The following is a 20,701-nucleotide window of genomic DNA, read 5'->3' as shown; positions in this document are numbered from 1 at the left end:
AATATATGTAGGGTAGGCCATGAGCTTATCCTACTTTTTTTATACCTAAGCTTGATAATTAGCCATAAAATATTTAGATATTGTTCAATTTATGGTATTATGTTATATATGTAAGAATGGAGAAATTATGAAGCTAATAATTGATATTTTAGGAAATGACAATGGCCCTCAAGAAGTTGTTCATGGGCTTATTGATTCAATGGAAAATAGTAGATCAAACTTTGTTATAGTAGGTCCGAAAGATATAGCCGAAAAAGTTATAGAAGAAAGAAATGCAGACAAGTCAAGGTTTGAGTTTATTGATACAAGTGAATATATCAGCAATGAAGATGATCCGGCAGGATCAATTAGGAGAAAGAAAAATTCATCAATTGTTTTGGCTTTAAATGAGTTAAACAATAATGGTGATGGATTTTTAACATCAGGTTCTACAGGTGCCTTAGTCGCTGGAGGATTATTTATAACAAAAAGGATAGGCAAAGTTCAAAGAGCACCTTTATTGACTTATATTCCAAATCAAAAGTCAGGTTTTACTGCCTTGGTTGATTCAGGGGCTGTTATTGATACAAAGGCTAGTATGTTAGATGAATTTGCAACTATGGGTTCAGTAGCAGTAGAAAAAACTTTTGGAATAAAAAATCCTAAGGTATACTTGCTAAATATAGGTGTAGAAGCAGCTAAGGGTGATACTAGGTCAAAAGAAGCTTATGATTTATTAAAAAACAATAAAAATATTAACTTCCAAGGAAATATAGAGGCTAGAGACTTTTTATCTGGTAAAGCAGATGTAATTGTAACAGACGGTTTTGCAGGAAATGTTATGCTAAAAACTGCAGAAGGAACAGCTAAAATGCTATTTTCTGAAATTAAAGATGCCCTTATGTCTTCTGGAAAATCTAAGATAGCTGGTCTTATGCTAAAGGGACAATTAAAAAGCTTAGCTGAAAAATATGATTATAATAAGGCTGGTTCAGCATGTCTATTAGGAGTTAATAAAGCTTTATTTAAAGCCCATGGGAATTCTGATAGAGTGGCAATTGAACATGCAATATACAGTGCGGAAAACTTTATTAATAGTAATATAATCGAAGAGATTAAGGAGAAATTAAATGATTAAAGATAAAATTATAGAAATGGTAAAAGAAGAGTTATTGACAGACGAAATTGATATCAATGCAGACTTAACTAATGACTACCAAATTGATTCTATTGGATTGATTGAATTTGTTATGTCCTTAGAAGATGAGTTTAACATTGAAATTGCAGATGAAGAATTACAAGAATTAAGATCAACAAAAGACGTAATAGATTTAGTTGAATCAAAAGTAAAGTAAGATGAATATAATAGAAGATAGATATAAAAAAATGGAAGTATTGGAGGCTGATATCAACCATAAGTTTTCAGACAGAAAACTTATGGACTCAGCCTTTATTCATACTTCCTATACAAATGAACATTCAGCTTATAAAGGTAAAAGTAATGAAAGACTTGAATTTTTAGGAGATGCTGTTTTAGAAATAATATATAGTGAAATATTATTTAAGAGATTTCCACACAAAGACGAAGGTTATTTAACCAAATTAAGGTCAAATATGGTTTGTGAAGAAGCTTTCGCTTCCTTGGCAGATAAATTATCCTTGCCTAAGTTTCTATTACTAGGAAAGGGAGAAGAAAAAACTGGAGGAAGGGAAAAGAATTCATTAAAGGCAGACTTATTTGAAGCTTTTTGTGGAGCTTTTTATTTAGATGCTGGTTATTCTAAAGTTTATAATTTTATATATGGATTGATAAAAGATAGGCTTAATAGTGATAAAAACTATACCAAGCTTGTAAATGATTATAAGTCTATGCTACAAGAACATTTACACAAATATAAAAATATAAACTCTAGCTATAAGTTAATTAAGGAAGAAGGCCCTGCCCACGATAAAATGTTTTATATGGAAGTCTACCAAGAAAACAAGAAAATTGGTTCGGGTATGGGAAAAAATAAAAAAGAAGCTGAACAAATGGCTGCTAAAGATGCCCTTGGAAAGCTAGGTATTATCTAAGATAATAATTGGATGTGAAATATGAAGCTTAAACACGTAGAATTATATGGATTTAAAAGTTTTGCTGATAAGACTAGACTTACTTTTGACAAAGATATATCAGCAGTTGTAGGTCCTAATGGTTCAGGAAAATCGAATATTGCAGATGCTATCAAATGGGTTTTAGGTGAACAATCAGCTAAATCTCTTAGAGGATCAAGTATGCAAGATGTTATTTTTGCTGGTAGCCAGTCTAAAAAACCTATGAATATGGCTCACGTATCCTTAGTTTTAGATAATTCCGACAAGAGTTTACCTATTGCTTATGATGAAGTTAATGTTACTAGAAGGGTTTTTAGAACTGGAGAATCAGAATACCTACTAAACAAGTCCCCAGTAAAATTAAAGGATATTAGAGAATTATTCCTAGATACTGGTGTAGGTAAGGATGGATATTCTTTAATCGGACAAGGTCGTATAGATGAAATCTTGAGTGGCAGACCTGAAAAAAGAAGAGAAGTATTTGAAGAAGCTTCAGGTATAGCTAAAAACAAATATAAGAAATCTCAGGCTGAAAGAAGATTAGAAAGAAATGAAGAAAATCTTAAAAAATTAAATTCTGAAATTAAGATTAAAAAGCAAGAATTTGATATCTTAGAAAAACAAGCAACCAATGCTAAAGAAGGGATGAGACTTACTAATAAACTTGAAACTTTAGAGTTGAGTTTGTTAAAGCAGGCTATCACTAAATCTGACACTGACCTTGAAAATGATAAATCAAAACTAGAATATATAGATTCAAATCTTTTAGAAAACCAAGAAGAATATAATAAAATTAGTATCTTATTAGATCCTGTTCAAGAAAAGATTAAAGACCAGGAAGAAAAGTTAAACCTATTAAAAGAAGAAGCAATAAATAGAGACAAGGATATACAAAAGTATAATTCTGAATTGACCCTATTTGATGAAAAGATAAGTTTTTTCAATAATGACCTTGCAAGGTTTGAAAATGATATAAAAACAAGAAAAGAAAGAATAGAAAATAATAAAAAACGAAAAGAAAATCTAAATAAAAATACTAATGAATTTTTAGAAAATCGTACTAAAAAGCAAGCTGAAATCAGTGATTTAGAAGATAAGATAAAGCTTACTAATTTAGAATTAGAGGAAAAAAATAAAGACTTTAATTTATCTTCAACTATATTAAAAGACAAAAAAGACCAGTTATCTAAGATGCTAGTAGATAAAAATACTAAGGTCAAACTTGATGATTCCAATAGTAAATTATTAGAAAACTATAAATCAGAAATTTCAAAATTAGATTTACTTATTGAAGATAAAATTAATGCCTTATCTAAAAAAGAATTTGATAGGGATGATTTAGAAAAACAAGTTAAAAATATTGATGAGCTAAATACAAGTTTAGATGCAAGTATTAATGATAAGTTAGTAAAATTAAATAACTTAGAAAATCTAATCTTAGACAAAAGACAAGAATATTTAAAAATTGAATCAGAAAGAAATATTCTAGATAGGCAATATAAATCTTATGATGGGTATTATAGATCAGTCCAAGACCTATTAAAAATAGCTGATAAAAATGAAGATATAAGTAATAAGATTATCGGAGTTTTAGCTGATTTAATATCTATTGACGATAAATATAAGGAAGCTTTAGATGTAGCCCTAGGATCTGCTCTTCAAAATATTGTAATTGATAATGAAGATGATGGTAAATATTTAATTGACTTCCTAAAAAGAAAAGGAATAGGAAGGATAACTTTTTTACCTATTTCAAAAATTAGAGGCTATAAAAAACCGGCTAACCATGACTTGGTTATTGATAACCTAAATAATTTAGTAAAGCATGATTCAAAAATAGAGCAGATTATAGATTATTATTTGGCTAACACTATCCTTGTTAAAGATATGAATGATGCTGTTAAAGTTTCCAAGGATTTAAAAGGATTTAGAATCATTACCCTAGAAGGAGATGTTATTAATTCTTGGGGTTCAATGGTAGGTGGGAAAAACTTTAAAAAATCTAACAATACATTAGTAAATAGAAAGAAAGAAATAGATAAATTAAGTGCAAAACTTAAAAATACTGGTAAGGAACTTGAAAAATTAAATGATTCTTACCACGAACTAAACCAAGAAATAAAAAGTGCTAAGGATAACTTATCTACAAATAATGATAAGAGAAATGATTTGCTTGATAAGATTCAAGAAGTCAAATCTATGATCAATGAAACAAATATAGAAGTAAAATTTAATAGTGAAAGAAAAAATGAACTATTGCTATCTCTAGAAGAAGTTAAAGAGCAATTAAAGGCTGTTGACTATAGTAGTTTAGATGACTTAGAAGCTGAAATTAAAAACCAAGACTCTGAATTAGATTTATTAGCTGAAAAGATAAGTGAATTAAATACCAACGCTACATCATTTGATAAAGACCTGATTAGACTAAAGGCTGATTTAGATGTTATAGAAAGAGATATCAACCATAATTCTATAGAATTAGAAAACTTAGAAATTGATATGGAAAATGACATATCATCAAATATTACCGATGAAAAAAATCTAGCCTATACTAAAGAACAAATTAAATCCTTAGAAAATAAAAAGGAAAATAATTTAACTAAGCTTGAAAGTCTAAATGCTAAAGGAAATAATAATGAACTTATAAATACTTTAGTGAAAGACATAGAATTGTTAAAGTCTAACTTTGAAGAAGATAGGATTAAGATAGATCAAATCAAAAATGATATAGCAGAAGCTGAAAAAGAAAAATATAAAATTGAACTTAAGATTACTAACAACAAGGAAAAGATTCAAAGTTTAAGGGGTGATTATTTATCAACTTATGGTATTGATGACAATGACCTGGATGAAAAGCTAGCAAATCTTTTAGAGGTAAATACAAGTAAGAAAGAAGTTAACGATATTAAGATGCAACTTTCAAGAATTGGATATTTCAATTACGAAAGTATTAGCCAATTTGAATTAATTTCTGAAGATTTAGATTTTATGACTAAGCAATATGATGACCTACTAGTTTCAAAAGAAGACATAAGCTCTTTAATCAAAAGTATAGAAAAAGAAATGGTTGAAGAATTTAAAAAATCATTCAAACTAATTAGAGAAAAGTTCAATGAGATTTTCCAAATTTTATTTGATGGTGGTGAAGCTGACTTGAAATTAGACTCTGAAGATGTCTTAACTGCAGGGGTTGAAATAATTGCTAGACCCGAAGGAAAAAGTCTTAAATCAATAGATCTTTTATCTGGTGGGGAAAGATCAATGACAGCTGTTGCTTTATTATTTGCAATTTTTGAAATAAATCCTGCTCCATTTTGTGTGTTAGACGAAATAGATGCAGCCTTAGATGAGGCTAATATCAGACGTTATATTGACTATCTAAAGTCATTAACTGACAGGACACAATTTATAATTATTACTCATAGAAAAACAACCATGGAAATGGCTGAAATTTTATATGGGGTTACAATGGAAGAACAAGGTATTTCTAAGGTAATAACTTTAGCCTTAGATGATTATTCATGATGCTTTCAATTCAATATCACAAGTCATGTACACTGACTTGTGATATAATTATTTAAATTACTTATAAGGAGAGAAAATGTTTAAAAATTGGTTTAGAAAAAAAGATAAAGAAAAAAAAGTTGAAGAAAAAATAGAATCTAAAAAAAGTGAATTTAATGATATTAAAGAAGAAGTTATAGAAGAAAGTAAAGCTATAAAAGATGAAGTTGTTGAAGACGGAAAAGAACTTTTAGACAAAGCAAAAGATGAAGTAAATGAAAGCAAAGAGTCCTTGAAAGAAGATAAAGAAATCTTTAATGAAAAGATGGACCAAGCAAAAGAAAAATTCAATGAAGTCAAAGAAGAAATAACTGACGTAAATAAAGAAATAAAAAAAGAAGTTAAAGACGAGATTGAAGAAGTCAAAGAAGAAATTAATGAAATAAAAGAAGAAAAAGAAGTAAAAAAAGAAAAACTTTCTTTTATGGATAGGTTAAAAAAAGGTCTAAGCAAGTCAAGAGATGCTTTTAACTCTGCTTTTGATAATTTAATTAATGGTAAGGCCAAGATTGATGATGACCTATATGAAGAGTTAGAAGAGTTACTTATTTCAGCTGATATAGGTGTTGAAACTACAATATCAACCATTGACCAATTAAGAGATATAATTGAAGAAAAACACATTAGAGATCCTAAATATATAAAAGAAGAATTGAAAGACTTATTAAAAGATAAGTTAAGTGTACAAAATAAAGATAATGATTTAATTATTGAAAAAGATAAGCCAACTGTTGTATTAGTAATAGGTGTAAATGGAGTTGGTAAAACAACAACTATAGGTAAATTAGCTCACAATATTAAAAAAGAAGGCCATAGTGTTATGATGGCTGCTGCTGATACTTTTAGGGCTGCGGCTATTGAGCAATTATCAGAATGGGCAGATAGGACAGACACAGAGATAATAAAGGGAGCTGAAGGTTCCGATCCAGCATCTATAGTTTATGATGCTATCCATGCTCAAAAAGCAAAAAATACTAAAGTATTATTGATCGATACAGCAGGAAGACTTCACAACAAAAAGAACTTAATGGCTGAACTAGAAAAAATTAATAGGATAATCGACAGAGAATATCCAGATGCAAATAAAGAAGCTTTACTAGTACTAGATGCTACTACAGGACAAAATGCTGTCCACCAAGCTAAAGAATTTAGTAAGGTAACTAATATTACAGGTATCATCTTAACAAAATTAGATGGTACTGCAAAGGGTGGGGTAGTATTCCCATTACAAATCGAACACAAGGTTCCAGTTAAATTTATTGGAATAGGTGAACAAAAAGATAATTTAGAAAAATTCGATGCCGATAAGTTTGTGGATGCCTTATTCGGTTAATAAATAGGAGTTAATATGATAACTGTTACAGATTTAGAAATATCATTTCCTGATAAAAAATTATTTGAAGATGTAAATTTAATTTTTACAGAAGGAAATTGTTATGGAATAATTGGAGCCAATGGTGCTGGAAAGTCAACATTCTTAAAAGTTTTATCTGGCGAAAGAGAAGCTAATAAAGGTAATGTATCATTTACTAAAAATGCTAGACTTTCTAAGCTAAGCCAAGATCACTATGCTTACGAAGAATACACAGTTTTAGATACAGTCTTATCTGGAGATGAAAAACTATATTCAATCATGAAAGAAAAAGATGCTATTTATGCCAAAGAAGACTTTACAGATGAGGATGGTATAAAGGCAGCAGAATTAGAAATTGAATTTGCTGAAATGGGTGGATATGAAGCAGAATCTGAAGCCTCTACTATCTTACAAGGTTTAGGTATTGATAATAGTAAATTATATATGTTGATGAGTGACTTAACAGAATCTGATAAGATTAAAGTTTTGTTAGCCCAAGCCTTATTTGGTAAACCTGATATTTTACTATTAGACGAACCTACAAATGGTATTGACCTAAAAGCTATATATTGGTTACAAGAATTTTTAATCAACTTTGAAGGAATAGTTATAGTTGTATCTCACGACAGATATTTCTTAAATGAAGTATGTACAATGATGGTGGATATAGATTTTGGAAAAATTCAAATGTTTACAGGTAACTATGATTTTTGGTATGAATCATCCCAATTAGCTTTAAAGATGGCTAAGGATGAAAATAAAAAGAAAGAAGATAAGGTTAAAGAATTAAAAGAATTTATTCAAAGATTCTCTGCAAATAAATCAAAATCTAAACAAGCAACCTCAAGAAAAAAATTGCTTGATAAGATTACTCTTGATGATATCAAACCTTCATCAAGAAGATATCCATTTGTTGGCTTTAGCTTATCTAGAGAAGCTGGAAATGAAATTTTAAACTTCAATAACTTTAATTTATATGATGAAGACAAGTGTCTAATTAAAAACTTAGATTTAAGAGTAAATAAAGGTGACAAGATTGCCTTCATAGGTAATGAGATTGCTATATCAAAATTATTTGATTATATTACTGATGAAAATAATATAAATGATGAATCATTCACATGGGGTCAAACTATTACTTACCAATATTTCCCAAAAGATAACTCAGAATATTTTGAAGGAGTTGACCTTAACCTAATAGACTGGTTGAGACAATATTCTAAAGAAAAATCCGAATCTTTTATAAGAGGATTTTTAGGTAAAATGTTATTCTCTGGAGATGAAGTATATAAAAATTCTTCAGTTTTATCTGGTGGAGAAAAGGTAAGAATGATGTTTTCTAAAATGATGGTTGAACCATTAAACTTCATTATCTTAGACCAACCTACCAACCACTTAGACTTAGAGTCTATAGAGGCTGTTAATAATGGTTTAATTGCTTACAAAGGTAATATGCTATTTACATCCCAAGACCACCAATTTGTAAATTCCTTAGCTAATAGAATAATAGAAATATTTGATGATGGTTCATATAGAGATGAAAGCATCACTTATGACCAATACATTGAGAAATATATTACACAATAATAAAATGACCTGAATCTCAGGTCATTTTATTGTTATTATTTAACTATCTGGGTATACAAATATTATTAAGCATATATAGAAATGAGGGAATTATGAAAAATAATAATGATAAAAACAAAGGATTTTTAGGCTTTGTTGAAAGGATAGGAAATAAATTACCTAATCCAGCTACTTTATTTATATATTTATCAATAGGGGTGATGATTATATCTTTTGTATTAGCAAAATATGGTGTATCAGCCACCTACAAGTCTATTGATTCAAAAACAAATGAAATTACTGAAACAACAGTAATTGCTGTAAACTTACTATCAAAGGATAGTTTAAGAGAGTTTATGTCCAGTATACTTACTAACTTTACAAACTTTTTTGCTTTAAGAACTGTATTTGTAATTATTTTAGGTGTAGGGGTTGCAGAAGGTACTGGCCTATTAGAAACTTTAATTAAAAAAATCGCAATGAATACTTCGAAAAAATGGATCACACCAATTATTGTATTTTTAGGAGTAATGTCTAATGTAGCTTCATCAACAGGATATGTAGTACTTGTACCATTAGGAGCTATATTATTTATGGGTTTTGGTAGACATCCAATAGCAGGTCTAGCTGCAGCCTTTGCTGGTGTGTCAGGAGGTTGGTCAGCCAATCTTCTAATAGGAAGTAACGATCCAATGTTTGCAGGCATGTCAACTCAAGCTGCCCAACAATTAAATCCAAACTATCTAGTACAAGCAACATCAAACTGGTATTTTATGATAGCAAGTACATTTTTAATTGTTATAGTAGGTTGGTATATTACAGATAAAATTATAGAGCCTAGACTAGGTGAATATAAGAACTTTGATAAAGATGAAAATGATATAAAAAATATCAGCAAGGAAGATAAAAGAGGCTTGAAATTTGCTGGTATCGCTAGTCTAATTTATTTAGCGTTAATTTTAATAAGTATTATTCCAGCAAATTCTTTATTTGGACCTCAAGCAGGTGAAAGCTTCTCACAATCCACCTTTATGAATTCTATAATAGTATTTATGTCCTTACTATTTTTAATACCAGGTGTAGCTTATGGTATAGGTGCAGGTAAAATAAAGAATGATAATGATGTGATAGAACTTATGAATAAATCAATAGCAGGTCTATCTAGCTTTATGGTATTGATATTTTTTGCAGCTCAATTTACTTACTTATTTGCTGCATCAAACCTAGGCACAATTATGTCAGTTAAAGGGTCTGAATTATTAAGAAATATTGGTTTAGTGGGACTACCATTACTTATATCTTATATACTTTTAACTGCCTTAATTAATATATTTATAGCAGTTGACTCAGCAAAATGGGCTATGATGGCACCTATATTTGTACCGATGTTTATGAATCTTGGTATTTCACCAGAAATGACTCAATTAGCCTACAGGATAGGTGATTCATCTACAAATATTATTGCACCATTGATGCCTTTCTTCGTGCTGGTAGTTGCCTTTATGCAGAAATATGATAAGAAAGTTAAGTTAGGCTCAGTTATATCTATTATGCTTCCTTACTCTTTAGCATTTTTAGCATCTTGGACTGTATTATTAATAGTGTGGTATATCTTTAATTTACCACTAGGACCAGGAGCACAAATAGAATATGTAGCTAGCATAACCAAGATAATAGGAGGAATTTTATGAGACAACAAGTGGTAAAAATAAGAAAATTATTAAAAGAAAATAATATTGATGTAGCCTTAGTTAATTCGCCTGAAAATATATACTATTTAAGCGGATTAACACCAAACCAACTAACCGTTTCTAGAAATCCAAATTTTGCAGGCCTTATTATAAAAGACCATAGCGATAAAATGATTTTGACTACAATGGATTATGAAAATGCTACATTTGAAAATCTTAATGATGAGATAGTCTTAGATTCTTACACAACATGGGTTGGTCTTAAAAATAAAGAAGAAATAGAAAATAAACTAGATCCATCTTATGATTTTAAATCTAGTTTAGATATTATCCAAGAGCACTTAAGTGAATATGAGGAAAAGGGAAAATATAATTTAGGAATAGAACTTGATTTTATAACAGCAACTTACTTAGAAGAAATTAAGAAAAGATTTCCTCATGCTAACTTGATAAATATTAGTAATCTATTTATTAAGGCAAGGTCAGTAAAAACAGATGAAGAAATAAAAAGGTTTAGAAATATGGTTGAAGTACAAGATAAGGCCTTGTTAGAAATGAGTAAGCATGTAAAATCAGGTGTAAAAGAAAAAGACCTACTAGATGTTTATAAATCAAGCATATTTGAAGATGGAAGATTTTTACCTAGTGGATGGACCATGATTGGTTTTGGAGAAAATAGTTCAAGACTAAGTAGACCTACAGATAGAATATTAGAAAATAAAGATTCTATCAGATTTGATGGTGGAGTAAATGCTGATTTTGACTTTTACACTACTGACTTTTCGAGATCATGGTTAATGTCTGATGCAGACCCATTATTGGTGGAAATCAAAGATATCTTATATCAAGCCCAACAAAATATGATAAAAAGCATTAAAGTAGGTATGAAATTTAGTGATTTATTTAATCTTGGCTTTAACCAAGTAAGAGAGTCCATACCAAATTATACTAGAGGACACTTAGGTCACAGTATAAGCTTGGGACCACAAACTGCAGAATATCCAGTTATAAATAAGGATAACCATGACACTATAAAAGAAAATATGATTTTATGTGTTGAAGTTCCCTTATACATCAGTGGATTTGGTGGATTTAACATAGAAGATATGGTGTTAGTAACTAAAGATGGGGCTGAAGTTTTATCCCATAGAAGTCCTCACTATTTAGAATTTGAAAAAAGAAAATAGATTAAATTTAAATTTGACTCAAAACTGTGAATTTGCTATTATATAACTTGTCAATGAAAAACCTTGACAGGAGAAGAAATGGAAAAAAATGTAATTATTAGTATCTTATATAGTTACTATGGAAAATTACTGACGGATAAACAAGCAGAAGCAATCGACTTATATTATAACGAAGACTTGTCTTTGACTGAAATTGCAGACCTTCAAGGTGTTAGCAAGCAAAGTGTTTCTGAAACAATTAAAAGATCTGAAAAGATTTTATTGGATTACGAAAACAAATTAGCCCTAGTAGCTAAGCTAAATAGCCTTCAAGACTATATATATAAGTTAGAAGAAAAATTAATAAATGATTTGGGAAGTGACCAATATAGCGACTATATGGAATTGATATTCCAAATCAAGCAAGAATTAAAATAAGGAGTGCATTATGTTTGAGAATTTATCGGACAGATTACAAAGCCTAATGTCAAACCTTAGAGGTAAAGGGAAATTATCTGAAAAAGATATTGACCAAGCCATGAGAGAAATCAGACTAGCCTTGCTAGAAGCTGATGTTAACTTTAAGGTTGTAAAAAGCTTTGTTAAAAAGGTAAAGGAAAGAGCCCTTGGCCAAGAGGTCATGAGCAGCCTTACTCCTGGACAAATGGTTGTAAAAATTGTAAATGAAGAGCTTATTAACCTGATGAGTGATGATAACCAATCCTTAAAGACATCATCTAAGCCACCAACAGTTATCATGATGGTAGGTCTTCAAGGTGCTGGTAAAACAACACAAACTGGTAAATTAGCCCTACATCTAAAGAAAAAAGGTAAAAAACCTTTGCTTGCAGCAGCGGATATTTACAGGCCAGCAGCTATAGACCAATTAAAGGTAGTTGGTGAACAAGTAGATGTACCTGTATTTTCATTGGGCAAGGTTGATCCTGTTGAAATTGCTAAAAAAGCCTATAAGGAAGCAGAAAGGAATTTCAATGATGTCCTTATCATAGACACCGCTGGTAGACTTCACATAGATGAAGAATTAATGGAAGAATTAAACTCTATTAAAAAAGCTTTACCTATAGATGAAGTATTATTAGTAGTCGATGCTATGACTGGTCAAGATGCTGTTAATGTTGCAGAAACTTTTAATGAAAAATTAGATATCACTGGTATTTTAATGACTAAGCTAGATGGTGATACCCGTGGTGGTGCTGCCTTATCTATTAAAGCAGTTACTGACAAGCCTATTAAATTTATAGGTGTTGGTGAAAAGATGACCGACCTTGAAGAGTTCCATCCAGATAGATTGGTATCAAGGATACTAGGTATGGGCGATGTCTTATCATTAATCGAAAAAGCAGAGCAAGCTTTTGATGCTGAACAAGCGAAAAATTTAGAAGAAAAATTAAGAAAGCAAACCTTTGATTTCAATGATTTTTTATTACAATTAGAACAAATGAAAAACATGGGACCCTTGGAAGATTTATTAAAAATGATTCCTGGAGTTAATAATAAGATGCTAGGCGGATTAAATTTCGACCCTAAGACATTTGATCGAATTGAAGCTATTATTAAATCCATGACCATGGAAGAAAGAGCCAAACCAGGCATTATAAACAATTCTAGAAAAAAGAGAATTGCAAATGGATCTGGTACTGGAGTAGGTGAAGTAAATAAATTGTTGAAACAATTTAATGAAACGAAAAAGATGATGAAAAAAATGGGTGGCTTAAACAAAAATATGAAGAAAAAAAGAGGAATGTTTAAATTCCCAGGATTTTAAAGGAGAAAAATATGGCAGTTAAAATTAGAATGAAAAGAATTGGTGCTAAAAAGAGACCATTTTACAGAATAGTAGTAGCAGACGAAAGATCACCAAGAGATGGTAAATTTATAGAAGAAATCGGATACTACAACCCAATTTCAGAACCAAAAGTTTTTAAGATTGATTCTGAAAGAGTAGACTACTGGTTATCAGTTGGTGCACAACCATCAACAACAGTTGCTAGATTATTAAAGACAGACTTTGAAGACTTAGCAAAACAAGTTGAAGCTAAGAAACAAGCTGAAGCTGAAAAGAAAGCTAAAGAAGCTGAAGAAAGAAGAAAAGCTAGAGAAGAAGCAGAAGCAAAAGCTAAGGAAGAAGCTGCAAAAGCAGAAGCTGAAGCAAAGGCAGCAGCAGAAGCTGAACAAGCAGAAGAAACTGAAGAAGTAGTAGAAGCTGAAGAAGAAGTTACAGAAGACGCGGAATAATATAATGAATCAAATCGTTGAATATATTGCTAAAGCTTTAGTGGATCATCCACAAGACCTTGAAGTTTTGATGGAAAACGAGGGTGGAGTAGTTGATTTAAAATTACTTGTACATCCTGATGATATGGGTAAAATTATCGGTAAAAAAGGTAAAATAGCAAATTCAATCAGATCCATATTAAAAGCAGCTGCAATCAAAGAAGAAAAGAAAGTAAACTTAGTTATTGAATCTAAAGATGAACAAAATTAAGGTTGGTAAAATTATAAATACCCATGCTATAAAAGGTGAACTTAAGATTGATACACTTTCTAAAGAAACTTTTGATAGAGGAGTTACCTATTACATCGGAAAATCTGATGAAAAATTTGAAGTAGAAAATGTAAGATCTCATAAGGGCTACTCAATAGTTAAATTCAAAGATTATAACAATATAAATGATGTTCTTAAATTTAAAGGCATGGATATCTATATAGAAGAAGATGATTTGGCTGACTTGGAAGAAGATGAATATTACATTAAAGATCTTATCGGTCTAGATATTTATTCTTCAGACGAAAAAATAGGTGTCTTAGAAGATATATATGAGTACCTAGCTAATGATGTATACTTAGTTAGAGCAAATGATGGAAGCAAAATGCTAATACCAGCTGTTGATGAGTTTATTTTAGAAGTTAATTTAGAATACAAGTTTATAAAAGTTAAACTTATTGAAGGTATGTAATGAAAATAGACATATTAACTCTTTTTCCAAAGTCTTTTGACTTCTTATATTCTTATGGAGTAATAGGAAAAGCTATAGAGAAAAATATTTTAGAATTAAATATTATAGACATAAGAGAATTTTCAAAGGATAAACATAAAAGAGTTGATGATGAAGTTTATGGTGGATCTGCAGGCATGCTTATGACCATGCAACCTCTTGTAGATGCAATAAACCACTGTAAAACTGATGAATCATTAGTTATATTTTTAAGCCCACAAGGGAAACAATTAAACCAAGAAGTGGCTATAGATTTATCTAATAATAAACATTTGATCTTGCTATGTGGCCACTATGAGGGAATAGACTCTAGAGTAGTAAATCACTTTGTAGACTTAGAAATATCTATCGGTGACTATGTGCTTACTGGAGGAGAAATTCCAGCTATGGTTTTAGTAGATACCGTGACTAGATTGGTTGACGATGTTTTGGGAAATGAAGATTCCTATAAGACAGATTCACACTATAACATACTTTTACAACATGACCATTTTACAAGACCTAGAGAATATTTAGGCTATAAGGTACCAGAAGTTTTGTTTTCTGGCAACCACAAATTAATAGAAGAATGGCAAATAAATAGTAGTATTGAAAACACTAAAAAGAAAAGACCTGATTTATATGAAAAATATATTCAGAGTATAAGAAAGGAATAATTATGGAAATCATAAGACAAATTGAAAATGAACAAAAGAAAGATTCATTACCAGCAATTTCAGTTGGTGATCAAGTAAAAGTTGATTACAGAATAAAAGAAGGTTCAAGAGAAAGAATCCAAGTATTTGAAGGTACAATTATTAAAATCCAAGGTGAAGGTGTAAGACAAACATTCACAGTTAGAAGATTATCATACGGTGTAGGTGTTGAAAGAACATTCTTATTACATTCTCCAAGAGTTGAAGATGTTAAAGTAATAAGAAGGGGTAAAGCAAGAAGAGCTAGATTATTCTACTTAAGAGGTAGAGTAGGTAAGGCTGCTAAATTAAGAGAAAAAACAGATTACTAAAATTAAAGGCCAGACTTTAGTCTGACCTTTTTTTGTTCAATAGGAGGTAGATATGCGTATAAATTGGTATCCTGGCCATATGAAAAAATCTATTGATAAAATTAAAGAGTCATTAAAATTAGTTGATATTGTAGCAGAAATAGTCGATGCTAGGATTCCTTTTTCATCGAGAAATCCTTTGATAGATAATGTAATAAATAATAAGGCCAGGCTGATTATACTAAATAAAGTCGACATGGCAAATCCTCTAGAAACTAAAAAATGGGTTCAATATTTTAATGATAAAGGTATTAAAGTTGTTGAATATAACTCGACAAAGGACAGGTCTACAAAAAAAATATATAATGAAGCTAAAAATATATTGAAAGATCTGTTTGATAGAAGGTCTGAAAAAAACATTGATAATAAGACTATTAAAATGATGGTTGTAGGTATTCCTAATGTAGGTAAATCAACATTTATAAATAATTTATCCAATAGAAAAGGAGCCAAGGTTGGAAATAGACCAGGTGTTACAAAAAGCAACCAGTGGATAAAGACTGATAGTGATCTTCTATTGTTGGATACACCAGGTGTTTTATGGCCCAAGTTAGACTTGTATGACAATGCTAGAAACTTAGCCTTTACTGGTTCTATTAAGGATGAAGTTTTAGAAATAGAAGATTTGACTTTTGAATTTATAAAGAAATTAAAAGATCTTGATCCAGCTGCTTTAGAAAATAGGTATAAGGTAGATGTTAGTCAAGAAACTTTAGAGATAATGGATCAAATAGCTATAAAAACAGGTTCTGTGCTTAGAGGACAAGAAATTGACTATTTCAAAGTTTCTAATATAATCCTCGATGACTTTAGAAAGTTAAGGCTGGGTAGGATTACGTTAGAAAGTGCTGACGATATTGAAATGATGATAGATAAAAGTATTAAGAAATAGTCATAATTCTGACAGTTTTTAAATTTGTAATTAGTATATAATGGAGTTGCTATGATATTAAAACTTAAAAGAGACCAAGTAGATATTTTAGAAAAATATGCTAGCGAATATGAGAGAGTTTGCGGCATAGATGAAGTTGGTAGGGGGCCTATAGCAGGTCCAGTTGTAGCTTGTGCAGTAATAATGGGTGATGAGAAAATAGAAGGAATCAAAGATTCCAAAAAATTAACCGATAAAAAAAGGAGGGAGTTAGCAAAGTTAATTCAGGAAAACTCTTTAGCAATCGGATTTGGTATTGTAGATCACACTATTATTGATGAAATAAATATTAAAGAAGCAACTCATTTAGCTATGAAAAAGGCTTTAGAAAATTTATCTGATAAAGAAGGAAGACCTATAAAAGCTGACCTAGCCATGATAGACGCTGAGACAATAGATACAGATATTGATCAAATATCTATTATTTCAGGAGATGACCAGGTCTATTCTATAGCTTGTGCATCTATTTTAGCTAAAATATATAGGGATGATATTATGATCCAATATAGCAAAGATTATCCTGGATACGGCTTTGAAAATCATAAAGGTTATGGAACTAAAAAACACTATTTAGCCATAGATGAATATGGCATTTCAGAAATCCATAGGAGAAGCTTTATGAAAAAGTATTATGAAAAAAAATCAGAACTTAATAAGGGGTAAATTAGGAGAAGAAATAGCTTGTAGGTATCTTATGTCATTGGGATATGAGATTTTACTACGTAATTATCATAAATCATATGCAGAAATAGATATTGTCGCAGCTATTGATAATATAATAGTTGTTGTTGAAGTAAAAACAAGAAGATTTGATCCTGATATACCAGCAAGAGAAGCAGTTAATCTACAAAAGCAAAACAAGATAATTAAATTAACCAAGGAAATAGTATCGGAATATCGTCTTTATAATTACAATATAAGGTTTGATATAATCGAATGTTATTGGGATACTAGGCAAATTATACATATAGAAAATGCTTTCGAGGTCTAAATGATAAGAAACTTAAGAGAAGCAATACTATTTTTAAATATATGTAGAATCACTAATTTGAAGATTATTAACCTAGTATCAGATGGAAATATTTATAAGCTGATAAATATAAAAAAGCATATGATAAAAGCCTTGCTGTTCTTTAATGATAGAGAAAGAAAAATCTTAGAGGATATGCTTGAATCTTTCAATGCGGACTATATAAATGACAGGCTTTATAGTCTATCAATAAATTACCTAACTATAGTAGATAAAAACTATCCTCAAAATCTATTAAATATATATGATGCTCCAGCAATCATATATTATAAGGGTAAGTTTCCTAAAAGATTAGATAATATTTTGGCTATAGTTGGTAATAGAAAGTCTTCAGAATATGGTAAATGGGCAGTTGACAAAATAGTTAAGGAACTTTCTGATTATGATGTGCAAATAGTTTCTGGTATGGCCTTGGGTATTGATAGGTTTGCTCATTTAGCTGCCATAGACAATAAAATACCTACCATAGGGGTTTTGGCTTCATCATTAGAAATAAGGTATCCTAAGTCAAATAACGACCTATATGACCTAATGAATGATGAACTCTTAATATCAGAATTCCCCTTGGATACAAATCCTATTAAAAGAAACTTTGTTTTTAGAAATAGAATTATATCAGCTTTAGCCTTTGGAACCTTAGTTGTAGAAGCCCAGGAAAAATCTGGGTCCCTAATAACAGCCAAGTATGCCATAGAACAAGATAGAATGGTTTATGCCATACCAGGTAATATTAATGCCTTAAATTCACAAGGAACCAACCAATTAATAAAAAATGGGGCGAAGTTAATACAAAATGCTGAAGACATAGTAAATGAAATTCCTTATATTAATGAAATAAGGAAGATAAAAGAAATGAAACAAATTAAATTAGATAAAAAGATTGACCAAGAAATTTATGCTTTACTTGAATACAAGATCTTGAGTGTAAATGATATATCAAATTTAACACCTTATAATATATCTGAAATTTACCAATCATTATTTAATTTAGAAAATAAAAAGCTAATAAATAAGCTAGATGCTAATTATTATTCCAGATAATAAAAGTTAGTATCTAGCTTTTAAATATTTGTAAATAAACAGATTTATGATATTATGAATTTTAAGTTATGGATGAAAAGGGGTAATTATGGCAAAGAATTTAGTAATAGTTGAATCACCAACTAAGGCTAAAACCTTAAGTAAATTTCTAGGTAGAAATTACAAGGTTATGGCTTCAATTGGGCATTTAAGAGATTTGCCTAAGAGTAAGTTTGGTGTTGATATAGAAGACAATTTTGAACCTCAATATATAAATGTAAGAGGTAAGGCAAAAATAATAAATGAAATAAAAAAAGAAGCCAGCAAGGCAGATAATGTTTTCTTAGCATCTGACCCGGATAGGGAAGGGGAAGCAATAGCTTGGCATTTGGCATATCTTTTAGATTTAAGTTTAGAAGATAAAAATAGGGTTGTATTCAATGAAATTACTAAAGAAGCAGTCCTAGATGCCATGAAACATCCTAGAAAAATTGATTTAAATTTAGTAGATGCCCAACAGGCGAGAAGAGTTTTAGATAGGATAGTAGGATATGAATTATCTCCTATTCTGTGGAAAAAAGTTAAAAGTGGTCTTTCTGCTGGTAGGGTACAGTCAGTTGCTTTGAAGTTAATTATAGATAGGGAAAATGAGATCAAAGCTTTCATTCCAGAAGAATACTGGTCTATAATCATGGAAGCTAAAGTCGATAAACAAGATTTTTCCGCTGCTTATTATGGAAAATATGCAAAAGATAAACTAGTAGAAGTTAAAATATCCAATGAAAAAGAAGCTGATACAATTATAAAATCATTAGAAAAAGAATATGAAGTTATAGACAAAAATGTAAGTAAAAGAAAGAGAAATCCTTATCAGCCTTTCACAACATCAACCTTACAACAAGAAGCAGCTAAGAGATTATATTTTACAACTTCAAAAACCATGTCTGTAGCCCAACAATTATATGAAGGTATAAATGTTGGTGGAGGATCTGTAGGTTTAATAACCTATATGAGAACAGACTCAACACGTTTATCAAGCTCAATAATAGGTGAATCACTTGCCTATATAAAGGAAAACTTTGGTGCTAAATATGCTTCACCAGGAAGGTCTTATAGTAAGAAAAAATCAAATAGCCAAGATGCTCACGAAGCTGTAAGAGTATCTTCTATAAATAGGACTCCTCAAAGCATAGAAAAATATTTGACCAAAGATCAATTCAAATTATATAGGTTAATTTGGGAAAGAACCCTTCAATCACAAATGAAAGCTTCAGAATACCTATCTACAAGATATGATATAAAAAATGCCGACCATATATTTAGGGCTAATGGTTCTATAATAGTTTTTGATGGATTTACAAAAGTATGGTCTATCAATGATCAGACAATAGAACTACCAGATATGGAAATAGGTGATAAATTTAGCCATGAAAAGATAGAAAAGAACCAACACTTTACAAAGCCTAAAGCAAGATATACAGAAGCTTCTTTAGTAAAAGAGTTAGAAAAAAATGGTATAGGAAGACCATCTACCTATTCATCAATTATTAGGTCCTTGCTATCTAGAAATTATGTAAACTTTGAACAAAAATCCTTATTACCAACAGAGGTTGGTTTTAAAGTTAATGATCTTTTACAAGAATATTTTGAAGAAGTTATTAATAAAAAGTTTACAGCTGATTTAGAAAATAAGCTTGACAGTATTGAAGAAGATGAGATTGAATGGAAGGTTTTAATTAGCCAATTTTATGATAAGTTCAAACCTAACTTAGATAATGCTTTAAAAGCTAATAAAGATGAATTCGCTATCAAAGATAAAGCTATTAATGAAAAATGTCCTTTATGTGGTAATCAATTATTAGAAAAATCGGGAAGAAATGGTAAATTTATTGGATGTTCAAACTTCCCTGAATGTAAATATACTCGAAGCATTGTTAAGTCATTAGGAATTAAATGTCCAAAAGATGGGGGAGATATTATAGAAAAGGTATCCAAAAGAGGTAAGGTATTTTACGGGTGTTCAAATTATCCAAAATGTGATTGGGCTTCATGGGATAAACCAACTGGCGAGATATGCGAAAAATGCGGGGACCTAATGGTGCACAGAAAAAATAGAAATACTGATGCTGTTTTATGTAATAATCCAGAATGCGAAACTAACAAGTAATACAATTTGAATATTAAGTCTATTGTATGAAAAGGTTATTTATGTTAAAATTAATTAAAAGGTTAATAAGGAGGTTT

19 protein-coding genes and 1 pseudogene are annotated in these 20,701 nt (G+C 30.1%); all 20 read left to right on the top strand.

All coding sequences use genetic code 11. From position 1 onward, the window contains the following. Positions 1-127: 127 nt before the first annotated feature. The 20 genes and pseudogenes from plsX to topA all read left to right on the top strand — a co-directional run bounded on the left by plsX (position 128) and on the right by topA (position 20,624). Complete coding sequence (plsX, locus tag C4Q29_RS01080; RefSeq protein WP_159459179.1) at positions 128-1,117, top strand: phosphate acyltransferase PlsX; 990 nt, start codon at positions 128-130, stop codon at positions 1,115-1,117. After that, on the top strand, positions 1,110-1,334 hold the full coding sequence (locus tag C4Q29_RS01075) for an acyl carrier protein (protein WP_103980977.1): 225 nt from the start codon (positions 1,110-1,112) through the stop codon (positions 1,332-1,334). The genes plsX and C4Q29_RS01075 overlap by 8 nt, the downstream gene beginning before the upstream one ends. A gap of 1 nt (position 1,335) precedes the next feature. Further along, entirely contained in the window at positions 1,336-2,052 is a 717-nt protein-coding gene (gene rnc / locus C4Q29_RS01070; protein WP_103980976.1) for a ribonuclease III, read from the top strand. Positions 2,053-2,073: 21 nt separating this feature from the next. Next, positions 2,074-5,598 carry a chromosome segregation protein SMC gene (smc, locus tag C4Q29_RS01065; RefSeq protein WP_103980975.1) on the top strand — a complete coding sequence of 1,175 codons (3,525 nt, stop codon included), beginning with the start codon at positions 2,074-2,076 and terminating at the stop codon, positions 5,596-5,598. Between the two features lie 76 nt (positions 5,599-5,674). Continuing rightward, positions 5,675-6,970: a signal recognition particle-docking protein FtsY gene (gene ftsY, locus C4Q29_RS01060; protein ID WP_103980974.1), complete on the top strand. Its 1,296-nt coding sequence runs from the start codon at positions 5,675-5,677 to the stop codon at positions 6,968-6,970. A 15-nt stretch (positions 6,971-6,985) separates the two neighbouring features. After that, a complete protein-coding gene (locus C4Q29_RS01055; RefSeq protein ID WP_103980973.1) occupies positions 6,986-8,578 on the top strand; it encodes an ABC-F family ATP-binding cassette domain-containing protein in 1,593 nt (530 codons plus the stop codon). 92 nt (positions 8,579-8,670) lie between these two features. Further along, positions 8,671-10,248 carry an AbgT family transporter gene (locus C4Q29_RS01050; protein WP_103980972.1) on the top strand — a complete coding sequence of 526 codons (1,578 nt, stop codon included), beginning with the start codon at positions 8,671-8,673 and terminating at the stop codon, positions 10,246-10,248. Beyond that, positions 10,245-11,435 carry a M24 family metallopeptidase gene (locus tag C4Q29_RS01045; protein WP_103980971.1) on the top strand — a complete coding sequence of 397 codons (1,191 nt, stop codon included), beginning with the start codon at positions 10,245-10,247 and terminating at the stop codon, positions 11,433-11,435. Before C4Q29_RS01050 ends, C4Q29_RS01045 begins: the two co-directional genes overlap by 4 nt. A gap of 78 nt (positions 11,436-11,513) precedes the next feature. Next, positions 11,514-11,852 (top strand): YlxM family DNA-binding protein, encoded by a 339-nt coding sequence (ylxM, locus tag C4Q29_RS01040; protein ID WP_103980970.1) that lies wholly within the window; start codon positions 11,514-11,516, stop codon positions 11,850-11,852. Positions 11,853-11,859: 7 nt separating this feature from the next. Further along, a complete protein-coding gene (gene ffh / locus C4Q29_RS01035; RefSeq protein WP_103980969.1) occupies positions 11,860-13,200 on the top strand; it encodes a signal recognition particle protein in 1,341 nt (446 codons plus the stop codon). A gap of 11 nt (positions 13,201-13,211) precedes the next feature. Continuing rightward, positions 13,212-13,442, top strand: a pseudogene (gene rpsP, locus C4Q29_RS06415) (30S ribosomal protein S16); the annotation flags it as partial. A gap of 232 nt (positions 13,443-13,674) precedes the next feature. Further along, positions 13,675-13,920, top strand: a complete 246-nt coding sequence (locus C4Q29_RS01025; RefSeq protein ID WP_103980967.1) for a KH domain-containing protein — start codon at positions 13,675-13,677, stop codon at positions 13,918-13,920. Next, a complete protein-coding gene (gene rimM / locus C4Q29_RS01020) occupies positions 13,907-14,392 on the top strand; it encodes a ribosome maturation factor RimM (RefSeq protein ID WP_103980966.1) in 486 nt (161 codons plus the stop codon). Before C4Q29_RS01025 ends, rimM begins: the two co-directional genes overlap by 14 nt. After that, complete coding sequence (trmD, locus tag C4Q29_RS01015; protein ID WP_103980965.1) at positions 14,392-15,087, top strand: tRNA (guanosine(37)-N1)-methyltransferase TrmD; 696 nt, start codon at positions 14,392-14,394, stop codon at positions 15,085-15,087. The genes rimM and trmD overlap by 1 nt, the downstream gene beginning before the upstream one ends. 2 nt (positions 15,088-15,089) lie before the next feature. After that, complete coding sequence (rplS, locus tag C4Q29_RS01010; RefSeq protein WP_103980964.1) at positions 15,090-15,437, top strand: 50S ribosomal protein L19; 348 nt, start codon at positions 15,090-15,092, stop codon at positions 15,435-15,437. Positions 15,438-15,489: 52 nt separating this feature from the next. Further along, positions 15,490-16,368, top strand: a complete 879-nt coding sequence (ylqF, locus tag C4Q29_RS01005; protein WP_103980963.1) for a ribosome biogenesis GTPase YlqF — start codon at positions 15,490-15,492, stop codon at positions 16,366-16,368. Between the two features lie 51 nt (positions 16,369-16,419). Continuing rightward, positions 16,420-17,070 carry a ribonuclease HII gene (gene rnhB, locus C4Q29_RS01000; protein WP_103980962.1) on the top strand — a complete coding sequence of 217 codons (651 nt, stop codon included), beginning with the start codon at positions 16,420-16,422 and terminating at the stop codon, positions 17,068-17,070. Next, a complete protein-coding gene (locus tag C4Q29_RS00995; RefSeq protein ID WP_103980961.1) occupies positions 17,039-17,398 on the top strand; it encodes a YraN family protein in 360 nt (119 codons plus the stop codon). The genes rnhB and C4Q29_RS00995 overlap by 32 nt, the downstream gene beginning before the upstream one ends. Continuing rightward, a complete protein-coding gene (gene dprA, locus C4Q29_RS00990) occupies positions 17,399-18,478 on the top strand; it encodes a DNA-processing protein DprA (protein ID WP_103980960.1) in 1,080 nt (359 codons plus the stop codon). It abuts the gene before it with no gap. An 88-nt stretch (positions 18,479-18,566) separates the two neighbouring features. Beyond that, entirely contained in the window at positions 18,567-20,624 is a 2,058-nt protein-coding gene (gene topA / locus C4Q29_RS00985; protein WP_103980959.1) for a type I DNA topoisomerase, read from the top strand. Positions 20,625-20,701 lie beyond the last annotated feature (77 nt).

The sequence above is a fragment of the Helcococcus massiliensis genome (assembly GCF_900258485.1).
GTDB lineage: Bacteria > Bacillota > Clostridia > Tissierellales > Peptoniphilaceae > Helcococcus > Helcococcus massiliensis.
The sequence above is the reverse complement of the archived record's forward strand: the minus strand, read 5'-3'. Positions and strand labels throughout refer to the sequence as shown.